The 19,450-nt window shown below is 60.6% G+C and carries 19 protein-coding genes and 4 tRNA genes; 13 read left to right on the forward strand and 10 right to left on the reverse strand.

Features of this window, described 5'->3' with window-relative positions; all coding sequences use genetic code 11:
- Positions 1–73: 73 nt before the first annotated feature.
- Entirely contained in the window at positions 74–1,453 is a 1,380-nt protein-coding gene (locus ACPF9B_RS07470; protein WP_424176445.1) for a M20/M25/M40 family metallo-hydrolase, read from the forward strand.
- Positions 1,454–1,494: 41 nt separating this feature from the next.
- Here the strand turns inward: ACPF9B_RS07470 and ACPF9B_RS07475 are convergent.
- From ACPF9B_RS07475 to tgt, 8 genes are all read right to left on the reverse strand, one after another.
- Positions 1,495–1,571, reverse strand: a tRNA-Asp gene (locus ACPF9B_RS07475).
- 109 nt (positions 1,572–1,680) lie between these two features.
- Positions 1,681–1,757: transfer RNA gene (locus ACPF9B_RS07480), tRNA-Asp, on the reverse strand.
- 465 nt (positions 1,758–2,222) lie between these two features.
- Positions 2,223–2,298: transfer RNA gene (locus tag ACPF9B_RS07485), tRNA-Val, on the reverse strand.
- Positions 2,299–2,412: 114 nt separating this feature from the next.
- Complete coding sequence (locus tag ACPF9B_RS07490; protein WP_007204507.1) at positions 2,413–2,976, reverse strand: histidine phosphatase family protein; 564 nt, start codon at positions 2,974–2,976, stop codon at positions 2,413–2,415.
- A gap of 62 nt (positions 2,977–3,038) precedes the next feature.
- Positions 3,039–3,113: transfer RNA gene (locus tag ACPF9B_RS07495), tRNA-Val, on the reverse strand.
- 13 nt (positions 3,114–3,126) lie between these two features.
- Entirely contained in the window at positions 3,127–3,447 is a 321-nt protein-coding gene (locus ACPF9B_RS07500) for an HU family DNA-binding protein (protein WP_110549061.1), read from the reverse strand.
- Between the two features lie 117 nt (positions 3,448–3,564).
- Entirely contained in the window at positions 3,565–5,973 is a 2,409-nt protein-coding gene (gene lon / locus ACPF9B_RS07505) for an endopeptidase La (RefSeq protein ID WP_007204505.1), read from the reverse strand.
- Between the two features lie 114 nt (positions 5,974–6,087).
- A complete protein-coding gene (gene tgt / locus ACPF9B_RS07510; protein WP_007204504.1) occupies positions 6,088–7,218 on the reverse strand; it encodes a tRNA guanosine(34) transglycosylase Tgt in 1,131 nt (376 codons plus the stop codon).
- A 130-nt stretch (positions 7,219–7,348) separates the two neighbouring features.
- Between tgt and ACPF9B_RS07515 the strand changes: the two genes are divergently transcribed.
- The 4 genes from ACPF9B_RS07515 (at position 7,349) to tpiA (ending at position 10,189) form a co-directional block, all read left to right on the forward strand.
- Positions 7,349–7,711, forward strand: coding sequence for an SUF system Fe-S cluster assembly protein (locus ACPF9B_RS07515; RefSeq protein ID WP_424176449.1), 363 nt, complete (start codon positions 7,349–7,351; stop codon positions 7,709–7,711).
- An 85-nt stretch (positions 7,712–7,796) separates the two neighbouring features.
- Entirely contained in the window at positions 7,797–9,002 is a 1,206-nt protein-coding gene (locus tag ACPF9B_RS07520) for a glycerophosphodiester phosphodiesterase family protein (protein WP_424176451.1), read from the forward strand.
- A 75-nt stretch (positions 9,003–9,077) separates the two neighbouring features.
- On the forward strand, positions 9,078–9,440 hold the full coding sequence (locus ACPF9B_RS07525; protein ID WP_007204501.1) for a HesB/IscA family protein: 363 nt from the start codon (positions 9,078–9,080) through the stop codon (positions 9,438–9,440).
- Positions 9,441–9,460: 20 nt separating this feature from the next.
- Positions 9,461–10,189: a triose-phosphate isomerase gene (gene tpiA / locus ACPF9B_RS07530; protein ID WP_424176454.1), complete on the forward strand. Its 729-nt coding sequence runs from the start codon at positions 9,461–9,463 to the stop codon at positions 10,187–10,189.
- Here tpiA and ACPF9B_RS07535 read toward each other — a convergent pair.
- Positions 10,186–11,016 (reverse strand): cobalamin B12-binding domain-containing protein, encoded by an 831-nt coding sequence (locus tag ACPF9B_RS07535; protein ID WP_424176456.1) that lies wholly within the window; start codon positions 11,014–11,016, stop codon positions 10,186–10,188. The two genes, tpiA and ACPF9B_RS07535, sit on opposite strands and share 4 nt — an antisense overlap.
- A 184-nt stretch (positions 11,017–11,200) precedes the next feature.
- On the opposite strand from ACPF9B_RS07535, the gene ACPF9B_RS07540 reads away from it, so the two are divergent.
- A complete protein-coding gene (locus tag ACPF9B_RS07540; protein ID WP_424176458.1) occupies positions 11,201–12,367 on the forward strand; it encodes a cytochrome P450 in 1,167 nt (388 codons plus the stop codon).
- A 77-nt stretch (positions 12,368–12,444) separates the two neighbouring features.
- On the opposite strand, the gene ACPF9B_RS07545 is transcribed toward ACPF9B_RS07540, so the two are convergent.
- Complete coding sequence (locus ACPF9B_RS07545; RefSeq protein ID WP_040482762.1) at positions 12,445–12,906, reverse strand: Lrp/AsnC family transcriptional regulator; 462 nt, start codon at positions 12,904–12,906, stop codon at positions 12,445–12,447.
- Positions 12,907–13,042: 136 nt separating this feature from the next.
- On the opposite strand from ACPF9B_RS07545, the gene cysG reads away from it, so the two are divergent.
- The 7 genes from cysG to infC all read left to right on the forward strand — a co-directional run bounded on the left by cysG (position 13,043) and on the right by infC (position 19,382).
- Positions 13,043–14,434, forward strand: coding sequence for a siroheme synthase CysG (gene cysG / locus ACPF9B_RS07550; protein WP_424176460.1), 1,392 nt, complete (start codon positions 13,043–13,045; stop codon positions 14,432–14,434).
- Positions 14,434–14,745 (forward strand): DUF2849 domain-containing protein, encoded by a 312-nt coding sequence (locus tag ACPF9B_RS07555; RefSeq protein ID WP_424176462.1) that lies wholly within the window; start codon positions 14,434–14,436, stop codon positions 14,743–14,745. Before cysG ends, ACPF9B_RS07555 begins: the two co-directional genes overlap by 1 nt.
- An 88-nt stretch (positions 14,746–14,833) precedes the next feature.
- Positions 14,834–16,504, forward strand: coding sequence for a nitrite/sulfite reductase (locus ACPF9B_RS07560; protein WP_424176464.1), 1,671 nt, complete (start codon positions 14,834–14,836; stop codon positions 16,502–16,504).
- Positions 16,494–17,213 carry a phosphoadenylyl-sulfate reductase gene (locus tag ACPF9B_RS07565; protein WP_424176466.1) on the forward strand — a complete coding sequence of 240 codons (720 nt, stop codon included), beginning with the start codon at positions 16,494–16,496 and terminating at the stop codon, positions 17,211–17,213. The genes ACPF9B_RS07560 and ACPF9B_RS07565 overlap by 11 nt, the downstream gene beginning before the upstream one ends.
- Entirely contained in the window at positions 17,210–17,620 is a 411-nt protein-coding gene (locus ACPF9B_RS07570) for a DUF934 domain-containing protein (RefSeq protein WP_424176468.1), read from the forward strand. The genes ACPF9B_RS07565 and ACPF9B_RS07570 overlap by 4 nt, the downstream gene beginning before the upstream one ends.
- A gap of 64 nt (positions 17,621–17,684) precedes the next feature.
- Positions 17,685–18,533, forward strand: a complete 849-nt coding sequence (locus ACPF9B_RS07575; protein WP_424180382.1) for a ferredoxin--NADP reductase — start codon at positions 17,685–17,687, stop codon at positions 18,531–18,533.
- A gap of 303 nt (positions 18,534–18,836) precedes the next feature.
- Positions 18,837–19,382, forward strand: coding sequence for a translation initiation factor IF-3 (infC, locus tag ACPF9B_RS07580; RefSeq protein WP_081440109.1), 546 nt, complete (start codon positions 18,837–18,839; stop codon positions 19,380–19,382).
- The last annotated feature ends 68 nt before the right edge of the window (positions 19,383–19,450 follow it).

Here is a 19,450-nt window from a genome sequence, read left to right on the forward strand (position 1 = left end):
TTGCCACGTCGGCCATTGACCTGCGCTGTGATCGGGACAACCTTGCATCACACATTTCTGGAAAGGCTTCCCCATGTCCCTCGATCCCGTTCTCGACCGTATTGATGCTGATTTGCCGCAGGCGGTCGAACGTCTGAAGGAATTGCTGCGCATCCCGTCGATTTCGACCGACCCGGCCTACAAGGCCGATTGTGACATGGCCGCCGATTGGTTGGTGGCGGATCTTGTGGCGATGGGATTCGCTGCGTCCAAACGCCCGACACCGGGTCATCCGATGGTCGTGGCCCATGCGGGTGGCGATGGGCCGCATGTCCTGTTTTACGGCCATTACGATGTGCAGCCGGTTGATCCGCTGCATCTGTGGAACCGCGACCCGTTTGATCCGCAGGTCGAAGACACGCCAAAGGGCAAGGTGATCCGCGGCCGCGGCACATCCGACGACAAGGGCCAGTTGATGACCTTTGTCGAGGCTTGCCGCGCCTGGATCGCTGTGCACGGGTCACTTCCCGCAAAAATGACGCTGTTTTTCGAAGGCGAGGAGGAATCAGGCTCACCCTCGCTGGTCCCGTTCATGCAAGACAATGCCAAAGAGCTGACAGCCGATATCGCGCTGATCTGCGATACCGGGTTATACGGCGACAGCACACCGGCGATTATCACCCAGCTGCGCGGCTTGCTGGGCGAGGAAATCACGATCACCGGCCCCGACAAGGATTTGCATTCGGGCATGTATGGCGGGCTGGCGATGAACCCCGCCCGCGTGCTGGCGCGCGTGATTGCGGCCCTGCATGACGAGGACGGGCGCATCACCGTCCCCGGTTTCTATGACGGCGTGCCAGACTTGTCGAACGAACTGGCTGCCGCTTGGGATGATCTGCGCTTTGATGAGGCGGCGTTTCTGGGCGATGTCGGCTTGTCGATTCCCGCCGGCGAAAAAGGCCGCCGTCCGCTGGAAATGATCTGGTCGCGCCCGACCTGCGAAGTCAACGGTATGTGGTCAGGCTATACCGGCGACGGGTTCAAGACGGTGCTGCCGTCACAGGCCCACGCCAAGATTTCATTCCGGCTGGTCGGCACCCAAGACCCGCTGGCGATCCGCGCCGCGTTTCGCAAGATGGTGCAGGATATGATCCCCGCCGATTGCAGCGTGACCTTTGCCGCGCACGGGGCTAGCGCCGCAGGCCAGATGACAACGACCCATCCCGCCTTTGCCCAGGCGCGCCGCGCGCTGTCGGATGAATGGCCGCAGGCGGCCGCCTATGTCGGCAGCGGCGGGTCGATCCCGATTGCGGCCTATTTCAAGCAAATTTTGGACATGGATGCGATGCTGATCGGCTTTGGCAAGAATGACGACCAGATCCATTCGCCCAACGAAAAATATGACCTGTCGTCTTTTCACAAAGGAATCAGGTCCTGGGCGCGAATCCTGCATGCAATGACGCAGACCGCGTGATCAGGCAGAGCACCGAAGGCCGCTCTGTCATATCGGGGAAATGGCGCGGTTGACGGGGCTCGAACCCGCGACCCCCGGCGTGACAGGCCGGTACTCTAACCAACTGAGCTACAACCGCGCGTGAGGGGCGCAATAATCGTGGGCGCGCCGGGCGTCAACGGCAAAAAGACCGAAAGCCGCGCTTTTCAGCGCGGCGTTCCGGGTCGTCTTTTGTAAGGGAAAGGCAGTGGCGCGGTTGACGGGGCTCGAACCCGCGACCCCCGGCGTGACAGGCCGGTACTCTAACCAACTGAGCTACAACCGCGCATCTGCATTCCCAGCATCGCTGCTGGTGGGGTGCTTCTAAGTGCGGCTGCGGGCCTCGTCAAGCGGTCTTAGGGCTTGTCTGAAAATAACTCTGATCCGCGCAGCCGCCCGCGGATCGCGGCAGAAATTTGCAACAAAGACTGGCGCGCTGGTCACGGCACAAGTTAGCCGATGCAACCAAAGCAAGCCGATGAATAAATCCGTATCGAGAGACCCCAAAAAAACGCAATCACGCCGCGCACCTTGACGCACCCATGCTTGGCAATCAACGCCCGCCACAGAGATTGACAAGGTCCATCATCCCGCGCGCTGCCATCAATTTTTGATTAACCAAAATGGGCGGCGCGACCGATCCGACCGCGACAGGCGACATCGTGAATCGAGCCCACACAAAAGTACCGCGATGACATGTCGGTGCGAGACCGGCGGCGCGACAATCTGATTGTGGGTGGCGGATTGTGGATGGTGGGTGATGAGAGGCTCGAACTCCCGACATCTTCCGTGTAAAGGAAGCGCTCTACCAACTGAGCTAATCACCCGATGAAGCTGCTTTAGGATATCGCGGCGCGTGATGCAAGTGGTGGCCGGGGGCTAACCCCCGGACCCCCAGGATATTTATGCTCGAACGATAATGGGGGTGCGGGCGGCCTGGGTCACGCTTCTAGAAGGTGCTGGATGCCGTCCTTGATGTGATAGACCCGCCCCTGCCCGCCATGCGCTGTGGACACGGCAATCGCGGCATCCCCCGCAAGGATGCGGCGCAACACCCGGCTGGTGATCCCATGGGTCACCAGAACGGCGGGAGCGTTCAGATCGGCCAGAAAAGAACGGCAGCGTGTCTCGAGGGCTGCGAAACCTTCGCCGTTCGGGGCCATGGCATATTGTGCAGCGACTGGATCGGGGCCATCCGGCATCGGCAGCGTGTCGCGCAGCAACCCTGCCCAATCGCCCACACCGATTTCGCGCAGGCGGTGGTCGGTGTGGATATGTGCCGCGATCCGCGCCAGCGCGATGCCCGCCGTCTGGACCGCACGCCCCTGCGGGCTGCACCAGAACTGGAAACCAGTCAGATCACGTTGCGCAAGGATCGCACCCTGCCGCGCCGCGTCAGCCGCGCCCTGCGCGGTCAGCGGCGAATTGAGCGCGCCCTGCATCCGGTTTTCGGCGTTCCATTCGGTTTGCCCGTGGCGCAGGATATAGATTTCAGGGAATGTCATTGTGGACCTGTGAGGCTGGAGCTGTGCTGTCAGGCGAAGGACCACATCACTTTCAAGCGAAATGGTGGGTGATAAGAGATTTGAACTCCTGACATCTTCGATGTGAACGAAGCGCTCTACCACTGAGCTAATCACCCATTGCGTGGTGATTTAGACGTCCTCGACTGCAGTTGCAAGACCGGTTTTACCGCTTTGTGAGGCATCTTTGCCGCTGCGCAATTTCAATGTCAGCAGCTGTGCGCCTGCGCCCAGATCCTTGGCCTTGACCACGCGGACCCGGCCCAGCGGGGGCAAAAGCAGGTCGTCACCGCGTGCCAGCGCCTCGCCGATCAGGGCAAGGGTTGCGTCCAGCGCCAGCTTGGCGTCGCGTTTCTTGAGCCCGCTGCGCGTGGCCAGCTGATCTAGCAGGTCGGGTTTTTTCAGCGGCATCGGGGCGGCTGTTTCGGAAGCGGAGGAATCTGCGCGTGCCATGGTCTGTCCTGTTGCAATCAGGGGTAGTTTAGCGGGTTTGGCGCGCGGCGCCAGCGCCTTGGCAGGCGAAAGGCGCGCCTTTTGCAAGACGCGCCTTTGGTTTTTGCAAGACCGCGGTCAGTGGGTGCGCGCGGCCTCTGGTGCGGTGCCGGATTTGATTGCCGCGGCGGCGGCGGCTTCTTCGGCGGCTTCGTCCCATTCGATCGGTTCGGGTTTGCGCACCAGCGCATGTTCGAGCACCTGCGACACATGTGTGACCGGGATGATGGTCAGCCCTTCTTTCACGTTGTCGGGAATGTCCGGCAGGTCCTTGGCGTTATCCTGCGGGATCAGCACCGTGGTGATACCACCGCGCAGCGCGGCCAGCAGTTTTTCCTTGAGCCCGCCAATCGGCATCGCATTGCCGCGCAACGACACTTCACCGGTCATCGCGATATCGCGGCGCACGGGGATTTGCGTCAGCACCGAGACGATGGAGGTGACCATCGCAAGGCCCGCCGATGGCCCGTCCTTTGGTGTCGCCCCGTCGGGGACGTGAACGTGAATATCAATCGTGTCGAATTTCGGCGGTTTTACCCCGATTTCCGGCGCGATCGAGCGCACATAGCTGGAGGCCGCATCGATTGATTCCTTCATCACATCGCCCAGCTTGCCGGTCGTCTTCATCCGGCCCTTGCCAGGCAGGCGCAGCGCCTCGATGTTGAGCAATTCGCCGCCCACCGATGTCCAGGCCAGACCTGTCACCACACCGATCTGGTCTTTTTCTTCGGCCAGACCAAAGCGGTGTTTTTCGACGCCAAGGAAATCGGTCAGATTGGCGGCGGTGATGGTAATCGCCTCTGCCTCTTTTTTGACGATCCGGGTCACGGCCTTGCGCGCGAGCTTGGCCAGTTCACGTTCAAGGTTCCGCACGCCCGCTTCGCGGGTATAGACACGTACCATCGCCAGCAGCGCATCATCGGACACGCTGAATTCACGCGCTTTCAGACCGTGGTTCTGCATCACCTTGGGCAACAGATGCTGTTTGGCGATCTCGACCTTTTCGTCTTCGGTATAGCCCGACAGGGTGATGATCTCCATCCGGTCAAGCAAAGGCCCGGGCATGTTATAGCTGTTGGCGGTGGTCAGGAACATCACGTTGGACAGGTCATATTCGACCTCCAGATAATGATCGACGAATGTCGCGTTCTGTTCGGGATCAAGCACCTCCAGCATCGCAGATGCGGGATCGCCACGGAAATCATTGCCCATCTTGTCGATTTCATCGAGCAAGATCAGCGGGTTGGTGGTTTTCGCCTTTTTCAGCGCCTGAATGATCTTGCCGGGCATCGACCCGATATAGGTCCGGCGGTGGCCACGGATTTCGGATTCGTCACGCACACCACCCAATGAGATGCGAATAAACTCGCGCCCCGTTGCCTTGGCCACGGATTTGCCAAGGCTGGTCTTGCCCACGCCGGGAGGGCCGACCAAGCACATGATCGGGCCTTTGAGCTTGGCCGAACGTTGCTGCACGGCCAGATATTCGACGATGCGTTCCTTGACCTTTTCCAGCCCGTAATGGTCCGCATCCAGCACGGCCTGCGCCTTGTGCAGGTCTTTCTTGGTGCGCGATTTAACGTTCCATGGCAGGCCAAGAATCCAGTCCATGTAGTTGCGCACCACGGTCGCCTCGGCGGACATGGGCGACATGGATTTGAGTTTCTTTAGCTCGGCATCGACCTTTTCGCGGGCTTCCTTGGACAGCTTGGTGTCATGGATGCGGGCTTCCAGCTCGGCCACTTCGTTCTGGCCGTCTTCGCCGTCGCCCAATTCCTTCTGGATCGCCTTCATCTGTTCGTTCAGATAATATTCGCGCTGCGTGCGTTCCATCTGCGATTTGACGCGGGTCTTGATCTTGCGTTCCACCTGCAGGACGGACATTTCGCCCTGCATCATGCCGTAAACCTTTTCCAGCCGTTCCGCGACGGACAGGGTTTCCAGCAGGCCCTGTTTTTGCGCAACTTCAATGCCCAGATGGCCGGCAACAAGATCGGCCAGTTTTGCAGGCTCGGTGGCGTCGCTGACGGCGGCCATGGCTTCTTCGGGGATGTTTTTCTTGACCTTGGCATAGCGTTCGAATTCGGCGGCGACATTGCGCACCAAGGCTTCAACCTCGGTCGGATCGCCGGATTCTTCGGTCAGATATTCGGCGCTGGCCTCGAAGAACGAGTCGTTGGGCAGAAAACCGGTGATGCGCACACGGCTGCGCCCTTCGACCAGCACCTTGACGGTGCCATCGGGCAGTTTGAGCAATTGCAGCACATTGGCCAGCACGCCGGATTTGTAGATGCCATCCTGATCGGGGTCGTCCTGACCGGGGTCAATCTGGCTGGACAGCAGGATCTGCTTGTCGTCCTGCATGACTTCTTCCAATGCGCGCACCGATTTGTCGCGGCCCACGAACAAAGGCACGATCATATGCGGGAACACCACGATGTCGCGCAGGGGCAGGACGGGATAAGACGAACTCAACGGTTCTTGCATGGGTTTTTCCTTTTTTGGCAGAACGCGTCAGCCCCGTGTGATCGGCAGCATGGTGCGTCCCCTCTTGGGCAATACAAATGGGGCTGACATCTGGGGCTGTCAACCAGCCATGGATCACAGCGGGTCGATATCACCCTGCGCGCGCAGGGCGTGGAAATCTGCCTCCCATGCGGCAAAGGTGCCTGCGGATATGGCATCGCGCATACCGGCCATGATCTGCTGGAAGTAATGCAGGTTGTGCCATGTCAGCAGCATGCCCGAAATCATCTCGTTGGCGCGGAACACATGATGCAGATAGGCGCGCGAATAGCCGCGGCAGGCGGGACAGGTGCATGCCTCGTCCAAGGGGCGCGGATCATCCTGATGGCGGGCATTCTTGATGTTCACGACACCGTGGCGCGTAAAGGCCTGCCCCGTGCGGCCCGACCGCGACGGCAGCACGCAATCCATCATGTCGATGCCGCGCTTGACCGCGCCCACGATGTCATCAGGCTTGCCCACGCCCATCAGGTACCGGGGTTTGTCGACCGGCAATTGGTCGGGTGCGTAATCCAGCACGCCGAACATCGCCTCTTGTCCTTCGCCCACAGCCAGACCGCCCACGGCATAGCCGTCAAACCCGATGGCTTGCAGCGCTTGGGCGGATTCTTCGCGCAGGTCCTGTTCCAGCCCGCCTTGCTGGATGCCAAACAGCGCATGACCGGGCCTGTCGCCGAACGCATCACGTGACCGCTGCGCCCATCGCATCGACAGATCCATGCTGGATTTGATCCGGTCACGGTCAGCGGGCAAGGCGGGGCATTCGTCAAAACACATCACGATGTCAGACCCCAGCAGCGCCTGAATTTCCATCGACCGTTCCGGTGACAAATGATGGCGCGATCCGTCGATATGGCTTTTGAAGGTCACACCTTCCTCGGTCAGTTTGCGCAATCCGGCCAGCGACATCACCTGAAACCCGCCACTGTCGGTCAGGATCGGCTTGTCCCAGTTCATGAATTTGTGCAGCCCGCCCAGACGCGCGATCCGTTCCGCCGTAGGGCGCAGCATCAGGTGATAGGTATTGCCCAGCAGAATATCGGCCCCCGTGGCGGCCACGCTTTCGGGCAGCATCGCCTTGACCGTGGCGGCGGTGCCGACGGGCATGAAGGCGGGCGTGCGGATCACGCCGCGCGGGGTGCTGATCGCACCTGTGCGCGCCTTGCCGTCGGTGGCATGCAGGTCAAATGAAAAACGCTGGGTCATCGGCTATCCTCTTGCTGGCAAGGCATATGCCGCAAGGGCGCGGGATTGGAAAGACCGCAGCGTCCGCCGCCCCTTTACGGCATGGGCGGCAAACCCTATATGTTTTCTCAGGAATGCAGGAACCAATCAGATGACAGATGCAAACGCACAATTGGAAGGCGCGCCCTTGATCGCGCCATCGACGACAGATCATCCTTTGTATGACGATGTCGTTCAGGCGTGCCGGTCGGTCTATGACCCTGAAATCCCGGTCAATATCTATGATCTGGGTCTGATCTACACAATCGACATCAAAGACGACAACGCCGTCAACATCGTCATGACACTGACAGCGCCCGGCTGTCCGGTGGCAGGCGAAATGCCCGGCTGGGTCGCTGACGCGATCGAACCTCTGCCCGGCGTCAAACAGGTTGATGTCGAAATGACGTTCGAGCCGCAATGGGGCATGGACATGATGTCGGACGAAGCACGGCTTGAACTGGGTTTCATGTAAGCGTCAGAAAACCTTCACAACGGAATTGCGCAGCCGTTACATTCGCGCGGCATCCACCGCTTCAGTCATAACACTGGAGCATCCCATGACACGGTTATCCCTTACATTGCTTGCCACGCTGGCCGGCACCACGGCCATCGCCGAGACCGCACTGACCTATGGTCCGCGCCCTGCCTATCTGGTCAGCCAGATGACCGACAGCCCCCTGAAAGAGCAATTGCTGGCTTGCGCAGACCAGACGCCCACGCGGTCGGATTTCTCGATCGGGCACCGTGGCGCGCCGCTGATGTTCCCTGAGCATACTGTCGAATCAAACGTCGCCGCAGCCCAGATGGGTGCAGGTATTCTGGAATGTGACGTGACCTTCACCGCTGATCTGGAACTGGTCTGCCGCCATGCGCAGAACGACCTGCACACCACGACCAACATCCTTGTGACACCATTGGCCGACAAATGCACCGCAGGCTTTAGCCCCGCCAATGGTGACACGCGCGCCAGCGCCGAATGCCGCACCAGCGACCTGACGCTGGCCGAATTCCAGACGCTTGACCCCAAGATGGATGCTGCCAACACGGCCGCCACCACCGCCGAGGACTATCTGAACGGCACCGCCAACTGGCGCACCGATCTTTATGCAACAAACGCTACGCTGATGACGCATGCCGAATCCATCGCGCTGTTCCGCGATCTGGGCGCGAAATTCACACCAGAGCTGAAATCCCCCTCGGTCGAAATGCCGTTCAACGGCTTTAGCCAGGAAGATTACGCGCAAAAGCTGGTCGATGAATACAAAGCCGCCGGTATCCCCGCCAGCGACGTCTGGCTGCAGTCGTTCAACCTTGACGATGTCTTGTACTGGATCAAGAACGAACCCGCATTTGGTGCGCAGGCTGTCTATCTGATGGACGAATACGAAACCGTCGATGGCTATACACCGCATGATCCTGCGACTTGGCCCAACACCATGGAAGAGCTCAAGGCGATGGGTGTGAACATCATCGCGCCGCCGACATGGATGCTGGTCACGCTGCAAGACGGCAAGATCGTGCCGTCTGCACTTGCCACGGCCGCAAAGGCAGCCGATCTGCAGATCATCACCTGGACGCTGGAACGGTCCGGCCCATTGCACACCGGCGGCGGGTGGTATTTCCAGGGCGTCAATGATGCGATCACCAATGACGGCGCCTATTTCGAGGTGCTCGATGTGCTGGCACAGGATGTCGGCGTGATCGGCGTGTTCTCTGACTGGCCCGCCACCACGACCTATTACGCCAATTGCATGGGTCTGTGACCCCAAAGGCCCGGACGGCGACCTTGTGTCGTCCGGGTCCCTGCCCTATCTTGGAAACAACGCAAGGAGTTTCCCATGTTCGGCATCCCCGGCAAACAAGCTGTCACCATCACCGAAAAGGCCGCCACCCAGATCGCCCGGCTCATGGCCAAGGACGGCCATCAGGGCCTGCGGATTGGTGTGAAAAAGGGCGGTTGCGCTGGGATGGAATATACCATGGCCTATGTCACCGACATTGATCCGCTGGACGAGGTCGTCGAACAGCAAGGCGCGCGTGTGATGATCGCGCCGATGGCGCAGATGTTCCTGTTCGGCACCGAGATCGATTATGAAACATCCTTGCTCGAATCCGGGTTCAAGTTCCGCAATCCCAATGTGGTCGATGCCTGCGGCTGCGGGGAATCGATCAAGTTCGCGGAGAATATCGCGTCGCGCTGACGCCCATCAAAGGACAGCCCATGCGACGCAAGCTTGCCGCCGGCAATTGGAAGATGAACGGATTGCGCGCCGATCTGACACAGCTGGCGACGCTGGCAGAACAGCGCGGCTATGATGTTGATGTGCTGATATGCCTGCCCGCCACGCTGATCGGGTCCTGTGCGGGATTACCGATCGCCATCGGCGCTCAGGATTGCCACACCGCCACCCATGGCGCGCATACCGGCGATATATCGGCGGCAATGCTGGCCGATGTCGGGGCAACCCATGTCATCACCGGCCATTCCGAACGCCGCACAGATCATCATGAAACCGACGCCATCGTCGCCGCGAAATCACGCGCCGCACATGATGCGGGGCTGATCACGATCATCTGTATCGGTGAAACGCTCGCACAGCGCGAGGCTGGCACGACACTGGATGTCATTGATGCGCAACTGGCCGGATCTGTGCCCGATTGCGCAACCGCCGACAATACCGTGATCGCCTATGAACCGATCTGGGCTATCGGCACTGGCAAGGTGCCCACCACCGACCAGATCGCGCAGGTTCATGCCCATATCCACGCGCGGCTGACCGCGCGCTTTGCCGATGGTGCCGGTTTCGGCATCCTGTATGGCGGGTCGGTCAAAGGCGACAATGCGGCCGCCATCTTTGCCGTGCCACATGTCACAGGCGCGCTGGTCGGCGGGGCCAGCCTGAAGGCTGTCGATTTTACCCCGATCATCGCGGCCCTTGCCGCAAGCTAGGTTTTCGCTGGCCCCAGCACGTCGCGCAGGGTGGCAATCGCGGTATCCAGATCGGCCATCACCGCCTCTGCTCCGACAAGGTGCAGGATATCGGGGTGGTGATCCAGAATGCCCCCCGCCACGATGATATGCGCCAGCGGCTGCGTGATGCGCAGCGCAAGGCTGAGCCGGGTCAGCGGTTCCAGCATGCGGTCGGAATTGGCAACCAGCACGATGGCTTCGTAATGGCGCAAGTCGGCCTCGGACACCATCGCATCATGGTCCAGCCCCATCAGCATATCCACATCCCACCCGTCGCGGCGGAAATGGTCGGTCGCGATCTCGATCCCCAATGTATGGGTTTCGCCCGGCACCAAGGCAAACAGCGCAGGGCGCGTTTCACGGCCCTGAATGATCTGCGGGGCCAGCACATGGCGCAGGCCACGGATGATCCCGTAAAGCTTGCCACAGGCCAGCGTCACATCGATGAATGAAATCCGGTCGTCATCCCACATCTGCCCCAGCTTGCGCGCAGCACCGGCAACATAGCCACGGCTGATCGCCCCGACATCGACACCATCACGGCGGGCGGCAAGGATGAACTGATCCGCAGCCGTATCATCCGCCCACAGCAGGGCGGCGCAAAGCAGGTCGATTTCGGATTGCGTCGGCAGGTCGGCCGCGTTTTCGTGCCGCGGCATGCGGAACGCAAGGCGGCGCACGACCTCTCTGGCCAGGCTGGATACCGCGTTTTGCGGCAGTTCCGTTTCCACCAGACGCAATTGCCGTTTCGCGTTCTGATAGGCCGAACGGTCGAACACTCCGTCGTCCAAAGACGTTTTCGCCATGAACATTCCTCCCCCGTTGGCTGACTGGGTATCGTTGACGACTCTGCGGCCTGCCTGCGGTATCCAATCGCATGCAGGTTAACACAGCGGCACGGCGCTGTGCCGCGTCAGAACGTCGCGGTTTCGTGATCGGATGTGTTCTGCCCCCATTGCAAAGATTGCGGCAGCGCGGCAAAGCTGCGCCATGCAGCATCTGACCCAGTCGCCGACCGATCCCGCCTTTGTGCAGAACCCCTATCCGTTCTATGACCGCGCGCGGCAAACGGGTGATTTTTTCTGGTGGGACGATTATGCCATGCCCTGTGCCGTGTCGCACAAGGCTGTTCATGCCGTGCTGCGCGACCGGCGCATGGGGCGCGAATGTCCGCCCGAACTGGCCCCCGCGATCCGCGATGCGCTACGCCCGTTCTATGACATCGAGGCGCATTCGATGCTCGAACTCGAACCGCCCCGCCACACCCGCCTGCGCGCGCTGGTCCTGCGCGCCTTTACCAGCCGCACCATTGCGGCGCTCGCCCCGCAGATCACGCAGCTGTGCCATGACCTGATCGACCGCTTCCCAGACGAACCCTTCGATCTGCTGACGGCCTATGCCCAACCCGTGCCGGTGATCACCATCGCCCGGCTGCTGGGCGTGCCAGAGGATCGCGCGGATGATCTGCTGGCATGGTCGAACGCCATGGTCGCGATGTATCAGGCCCGCCGCACGCCGGAAATCGAGGCTGCGGCCATCACCGCATCGACGGATTTTTCAGATTTCATGCGCGGCTATGTTGCAACCCGCCGCAAGACCCCCGCAGACGACCTGATCTCGACCCTGATCGCGGCCGAGGAACAGGGCGAAAAGCTAACGACCGAGGAATTGATCACCACCTGCATCTTGCTGCTGAACGCGGGCCATGAAGCAACGGTGCATACTTTGGGCAATGGCACCAAGACCCTGCTGGAACAGAATATCCGTGGTATCACAGATGCTTGCGTAGAGGAAGTTATCCGCCACGACCCGCCGCTGCACATGTTCACCCGCTGGGTTTACGAGGATGTGCAGATCGGCGACCAGCGCTTCAAACGCGGCGACCAGATCGCCTGCCTGCTGGGGGCGGCAAACCGCGATCCGGCGGTCTATCCCGATCCCGCGCGGTTTGATCCTGCGCGCAGCGGCCCGCAGAACACCAGTTTCGGCGGCGGCATCCATTTCTGCGTTGGCGCACCGCTGGCACGGCTCGAGCTGAAGATCGCGCTCGATGTGCTGTTCGCGCGCTGCCCAGACCTGCGCCTGACGGCCCAGCCCAGTTATGGCGATGTCTATCATTTTCACGGGCTGACAGGGTTGATGGTGGCCACGCGCTAGGCCTGCGGCAGGCCCGATCAACGCGGTGTGATCTTGACGATGCGCAAAACCCGCCCGCACCCGTAAGCACCCCATCGCTAGAGCGGCAGGGCCACCGTCGATTTGATTTCTTCCATCGACAAAAGCGCGGTCACATTATGCACTTTTACCTCTGAAATCAGCGCCTGATAGAAGGTGTCATAGGCCCGCGCATTCTTCACCCGCACCTTGAGGATATAGTCGATATCGCCCGCCAGACGATGCGCCTCTTGCACCTCGGGCCGTGATTTCAGCGCGGCAAGGAACCGCGCCTGCCAGTCCTTGTCATGTTCCGACGTGCGGATCAGCACGAAAAAACACGCCTCGAACCCTAGCTTTTCGGCATCAAGGATCACGGTCTGCTGGCCGATCACCCCCGCCTCACGCAGCTTGCGGATACGATTCCAGACGGGGGTTTTGGACGACCCCACCGTCTTGGCAATATCGTCCAGCGACTGGGCCGCATCCGCCTGCAAGGCCGCTAAAATCTTCCGGTCTGTCGCATCAATCCGCAAAGCCATTCCTGTTTTCCGATCATTCAAGGACGCATGGTCTGTTTTTGGCGCAACTTGGAACATCCATCCTTTGTTGCCGTCTGGGGGCAGTAAATAGCAGAACAATGTTCTATGTTGAAGGCAAGAAATCAAAAGGTGCGCCATGCAACATTTTCCGATCTTCCTTGCTGTCGCCGGTCGCCGAATTGTGTTGTCCGGTGGTGGCGATGCGGCCATGGCCAAATTGCGTCTGCTGATGAAGACCGCGGCGCATCTGACGGTGATCGCCCCCGATGTCACCCCCGAGATCAGCGCATGGGCCGCCGCGGGCAAGCTGCGCATCATCAATCGCGCGATGGAACCGGGTGATACGCTTTGTGCCGCCCTGTTTTATGCCGCGAATGAAGATGACGCCGAGGATGCCCGCGTGGCCGCCATCGCCCACGCCGATGGCGCGCTGGTCAATATCGTGGATAACCTGGCGGACAGCCAGTTCATCACCCCCGCCATCGTCGACCGTGATCCTGTCGTCGTCGCCATCGGCACCGAAGGGGCCGCCCCCGTGCTGGCCCGCGCGATCAAGGCCGATATCGAAGAACGCCTGCCCGTGTCGCTGGGCGTGCTGGCGCGGATTGGCAAGACATTCCGCCATGCGGTCGATGTGCTGCCGATGGGGCGCAAACGGCGCGATTTCTGGGCTGATTTCTATTTTCAGCACGGCCCCAAGGCCATGGGTACGGCAGGCGAGGCCGGGATCATTCCCGCGCTGGAAACGCTGCTCGACAATCACATCACCGCGCGCAGCAAGGCGGGCCATGTCGATCTGGTCGGCGCGGGCCCGGGTGACCCTGAACTGCTGACGCTGAAAGCACGCAACGCGCTGGATAAAGCCGATGTCGTGATCCACGACAATCTGGTCACGGCTGAGATTTTGGAGCTTGCCCGCCGCGAAGCGATCATCATTGACGCCGGCAAGCAGGGTTTCGGCCGTGCGATGCCGCAGGACCAGATCAACGCGCTGATCGTGCAGCATGCGCTGGACGGACATCATGTGGTGCGGCTGAAAGCAGGCGATCCGACAGTGTTCGGACGTCTGGACGAGGAAATCAGCGCGATCATCGACGCAGGCGTGAGCTATACGATCGTGCCGGGGATCACGGCGGCCTCTGCGGCGGTGGCGGGTATCGGGCAAAGCCTGACGCAGCGCGGGCGCAATTCGGCGGTGCGGTTCATCACCGGCCATGACACGCGCGGCTACGCCGATCACGATTGGCGCGCGCTGGCCGCCCCCGGCGAGGTCGCAGCCATTTACATGGGCAAGCGCGCCGCGCGGTTCATTCAGGGCCGTTTGCTGATGCACGGGGCCGATCCCGCAACACCCGTGACGATCATCGAAAACGCCAGCCGCGCCAATCAGCGCGTGATCGCCACCTGTCTGGCGGAACTGGAACCCACCCTGACCCGCGCGGCCCTGACCGGCCCCGTCATCACCTTTTACGGCCTTGCTCCGCGCGACGCGGCGGCGGCTGCCATCAAGATCAAGGAATTCGCCTGATGCCCCCCCGTTTCACCCCCAAGGTCGTCACCGCCAATGCGCTGCTGGACGGTGATGCCGTCTGGCTGACCGAGGATGACCGCTGGTCGCCGCTGATGTCCCAGGCTGAATTGATCACCGACGAGGCGCATGCCGATCTGCGCCTGTTGCAGGCCAAGGCGCGGGCGTCGGAAATCGCGGGGGCCTATCTGGCCGATGCCCGGTTGGGCGCGGATGGCCCCGAGCCTGTGCATTTCCGCGAGGCGTTCCGCACCCGCGGCCCGTCGAATTATCCGCACGGCAAACAAGTAGAGACCCCGCCCCAGACGTGATCCGGGGCCCGTCCCGGACTTGATCCGGGACCTCCAAGCCCACCAAGAGGTCCCGGATCACGTCCGGGACGGCGACAGGACAAAACAGATGTATGTATACAACGATTTTGACGAAACCTTCGTGCGCACCCGCGTCGCGCAATTCCGTGGGCAGGTGGAACGCCGCATTGATGGGTCCCTGACCGAGGATGAATTCAAGCCCCTGCGGCTGATGAACGGGCTTTATCTGCAACTGCACGCCTATATGCTGCGCGTGGCAGTGCCTTATGGCACGCTGAACCCTGCGCAGATGCGCCAGCTGGCGATGATCGCGGATCGGTGGGACAAGGGCTATGGCCATTTCACCACGCGCCAGAATATCCAGTACAACTGGCCCAAACTGGGCGATGTGCCTGATATGCTGGAGGCTTTGGCCGATGTCGGCATGCATGCGATCCAGACCAGCGGCAACACGATCCGAAACGTGACCGCCGACCATTTCGCCGGTGCCGCCGCAGATGAAATCGAAGACCCGCGCGCGATTGCCGAATTGCTGCGCCAATGGTCCACCGACCACCCCGAATTCCAGTTCCTGCCGCGCAAGTTCAAGATCGCGGTGACAGGTGCCGCCGCCGACCGCGCCGTGACCCGCGCCCATGACATCGGGCTGGTCGTCGTGCGCAATGATGCAGGCGAGGTTGGATATCAGGTCATCGTCGGCGGTGGTCTGGGCCGCACACCGATGGTGGGCAAGGTGCTGCGCGATTTCGTGTCCAAGGCGGACCTGCTGCCTTACGTCGAGGCGATTGTCAGCGTCTACAACCTGCTGGGTCGCCGCGATAACAAATATAAGGCGCGCATCAAGATTACCCTGCATGAAAACGGGATCGAGACGATCCGCGATCTTGTCGAAGACCGGTTCAACGCGATCCGCGCCGGCTTTGGCGGCTATGACCAGACGCTGCTGGCAGAGATCGAAAAATCCTTTGCCCCGCCTGCTTTCGTCACCAAAGCCACCGACGGGTATGAGGCGGCACGTCTGGCCAACCCCGCCTTCCGGTCATGGACCGATACGAACCTTGCCGCGCACAAGGCTGCGGGCTATGCCATCGTGTCGATCAGCATAAAAAAACATGGTGCCACACCCGGTGACGCGACATCCGACCAGATGCGCGTGATGGCCGAACTGGCAGACCGCTATGGCCACGGCGAATTGCGCATCAGCCATGAGCAGAACGTGATCCTGCCGCATGTCCACCAGTCCGACCTGCCTGCCGTTTACGCCGCCTTGCGCAAGGCCGATCTGGCAACGGCGAATATCGGGCTGGCGTCCGACATCATCGCCTGCCCCGGCATGGATTACTGCGCGCTGGCCACGGCACGGTCGATCCCTATCGCCCAACAGATCGCCACGCGGTTCGACGCATTGAAAATCGAACATGATGTCGGCCCGCTGAAGATCAAAATCTCGGGCTGCATCAATGCCTGCGGGCATCACCATGTCGGCCATATCGGGATTTTGGGCCTCGATCGTGCGGGCGTGGAAAACTACCAGATCACCTTGGGCGGTGACGGGTCTGAGACCACGACCATCGGTGAACGCGCTGGCCCCGGTTTCAGCGCCGACGACATCGTGCCCGCCATCGAACGGCTGGTGACAGGCTATCTGACCCTGCGCGCCGACCCGTCCGAGACGTTTTTGCAAACCTACCGCCGTCTGGGGCTCGCCCCGTTCAAGACGCTGCTCTACCCAAGCGAGGATAAAGCCGATGCCGCTTGATGATCTGGCCGACCACCGCAACGCGCTGCACCGCGATTCGGATGCGCTGGCCGTCCTGCGCGCTGCGCTGAACGACACCCAAATCGGGCCTGTGGCGCTGGTGTCGTCATTCGGTGCCGAAAGCGTGGTGCTGCTGCATCTGGCTGCACAGATCGACACGGCCGTGCCGGTGATTTTTCTGGATACCGAAATGCTGTTTCCCGAATCGCTGGCCTATCAGCGCGACGTGGCCAAGGCGCTTGGGCTAAGCGATGTGCGCATTATCACGCCCGACCGCAACGCCATTCTGCGCGAAGATGTCGACGGGCTGCTGCATCAGGCCGATCCCGATGCCTGCTGCGACCTGCGCAAAGCCCGCCCATTGGAACAGGCGCTGCAAGGCTTTGGCGGCTGGATCACGGGGCGCAAGCAGTTCCAGAACGGTCAGCGCGCCAGCCTGCCATTGTTTGAACCCGACGGTGCGCGCATCAAGATCAATCCGCTGGCGCATTGGTCCTCGGACGATCTGCGCGCCTATATGACCGACCACAGCCTGCCGCGTCACCCGCTGGTGGCGCAAGGGTACCCGTCCATCGGCTGCATGCCCTGCACAACCCGCGTCGGCGCAGGTGAGGACCCCCGCGCAGGCCGTTGGCGCGGCAGCGAAAAAACCGAATGCGGTATTCATTTTGAAAACGGACGCATGGTCCGGGAAGGCAAGGCAGCATGAGCATTATTGTCACCGACACCGGCTTTGCCGCCGACGACTGGACCGGACCGTTCCGCGATGCCGCACAGACAATTGCCAATGATTGCGCCTATGCCGTGGACATCGCGTCCGACACCGACCCCGCCACACTGGCACGGCTGACCAATGTGCCGATGATCCGCATTGATTTTCCCAGCTTTGCCGATGGGCGCGGTTTCACTTTGGCCGCGATGTTGCGGCGCGCGGGCTATCAGGGCCGCTTGCGCGCGCGCGGCCATGTGATCGCCGATCAATATGCCATGGCCCGCAGGGCGGGTTTCGACGAGGTCGAGATCGACGACACCATGGCCGCCCGCCAGCCACAAAGCCAATGGCTGGCCCGTGCCGACTGGCAGCAAAACCATTATCAGGCCCGTTTGCGCAGCTGACCCTTTCCCTGACACAGATCAACGACTAGACAGAGGGTGGCCCGATATGGGTCACGATGAACATATGACAGAGCAAAGCCCCGTGAATCACGCCAGCGCCAAAATCGTCCCGCAATTGCCCGATATGCAGACCGTGACAGAGGTGAAACATTACACCGACCGGCTGTTTTCGTTCCGCGTGACGCGCCCGGCCAGCCTGCGGTTCCGGTCAGGCGAATTCGTCATGATCGGGCTGATGGGCGACGAAGACCCAGAGACCGGCAAGCGCAAGCCGATCATGCGCGCCTATTCCATCGCTTCGCCCAGCTGGGACGAGGAGTTGGAATTCTATTCAATCAAGGTGCAGGACGGGCCGCTGACGTCCAAACTGCAACATATCCAGCCCGGCGATGGGCTGATCCTGCGGCCCAAGCCTGTTGGTACATTGGTGCATGACGCCTTGCTGCCCGGCAAACGGTTGTGGTTTTTTGCCACCGGCACCGGCTTTGCGCCCTTTGCCAGCCTGTTGCGCGAACCGCAAACCTATGAAGATTACGACGAGATCATCATCACCCATACCTGCCGCGAACTGGGCGAATTGACCTATGGCCGCGACCTGATCGAAGGGCTGAAAAGGGATGAATTGCTCAACGAAGTGATCGGCGACGGGTTCTGGAAAAAGATCAAATATTACCCGACCACCACCCGCGAAGACAGCCCCAAGATGGGCCGGATCACCGATCTGATGCGCTCGGGCGAGGCGTTCAGCGACCTTGGCGTGCCAGTCCTGTCACCCGAAACCGACCGCGCGATGATTTGCGGCAATCTGGCGTTCAATCTGGAGCTCAAGGATATGCTGGAAAGCTATGGGTTGAACGAAGGGGCCAATTCCAATCCGCAGCAATATGTCGTGGAAAAGGCGTTTCTGGACTAATTTTTTTGCCCCTGGCACGATGCTAATCGCGGCCAGGGGCTGTTGGTGCATATTGTTTGACGCCAAATCCTGCAGCGACGCTGAACCTCGTGCTGGGAAATAAGCTTGCAGGAGAGCGCATATTTAAGAACCGCAGGCTATTTTCAACCACAGATTGTGAAATCGCGTCGTAAACGGCGCGAAAGCGAAATCGCGCAGTCCTGCTGAAAATACCTGCGAAACTGCATGATAGCGGGTTGAAGCGCGCGCCAAGCAGGTTTAGTTTGCCCTGCAGCATTATGCCACAAACAAAGGATCAAGACCATAGGACGCAGACCCCACAACGCGCCACCACAGCGCGAAACCGGCCCACGGATCAACGAACGGATCAGGGGATCCGAAATCCGGCTTATCGGTGCAGACGGCGAAAATGTCGGCGTTGTATCACCAGAACGGGCGATGCAGATGGCCGAAGAGGCCGGGCTTGACCTGGTAGAGATTTCGCCAAACGCTGTTCCTCCGGTCTGCAAGATCATGGACTTCGGCAAGTTCAAATACGAGACACAGAAAAAAGAAGCCGAAGCGCGCAAGAAGCAAAAGATCATCGAGATCAAGGAAATCAAGTTCCGCCCGAACACTGATTCCCATGATTACGAAGTGAAGATGCGCAGCGTGTTCAAGTTTCTGGAAAACGGCGACAAGGTAAAGATCACCCTGCGTTTTCGTGGCCGCGAAATGGCGCATCAGGAATTGGGACGCCAATTGCTGGAACGCGTGGCCGAGGACACCAAGGAAACCGGCAAGGTCGAAAACTTTCCAAAGATGGAAGGCCGCCAGATGGTCATGCTGATCGGCCCGCTATCAAAGTAGGTCTGCAGGCCAACCAGCTCACGGTGTTTGCAGGCAAACACCTGCCGCTTGGAGCATGTTTGCAAGCA

The organism is Yoonia sp. TsM2_T14_4 (assembly GCF_049602355.1).
Classification (GTDB): domain Bacteria; phylum Pseudomonadota; class Alphaproteobacteria; order Rhodobacterales; family Rhodobacteraceae; genus Yoonia; species Yoonia vestfoldensis_A.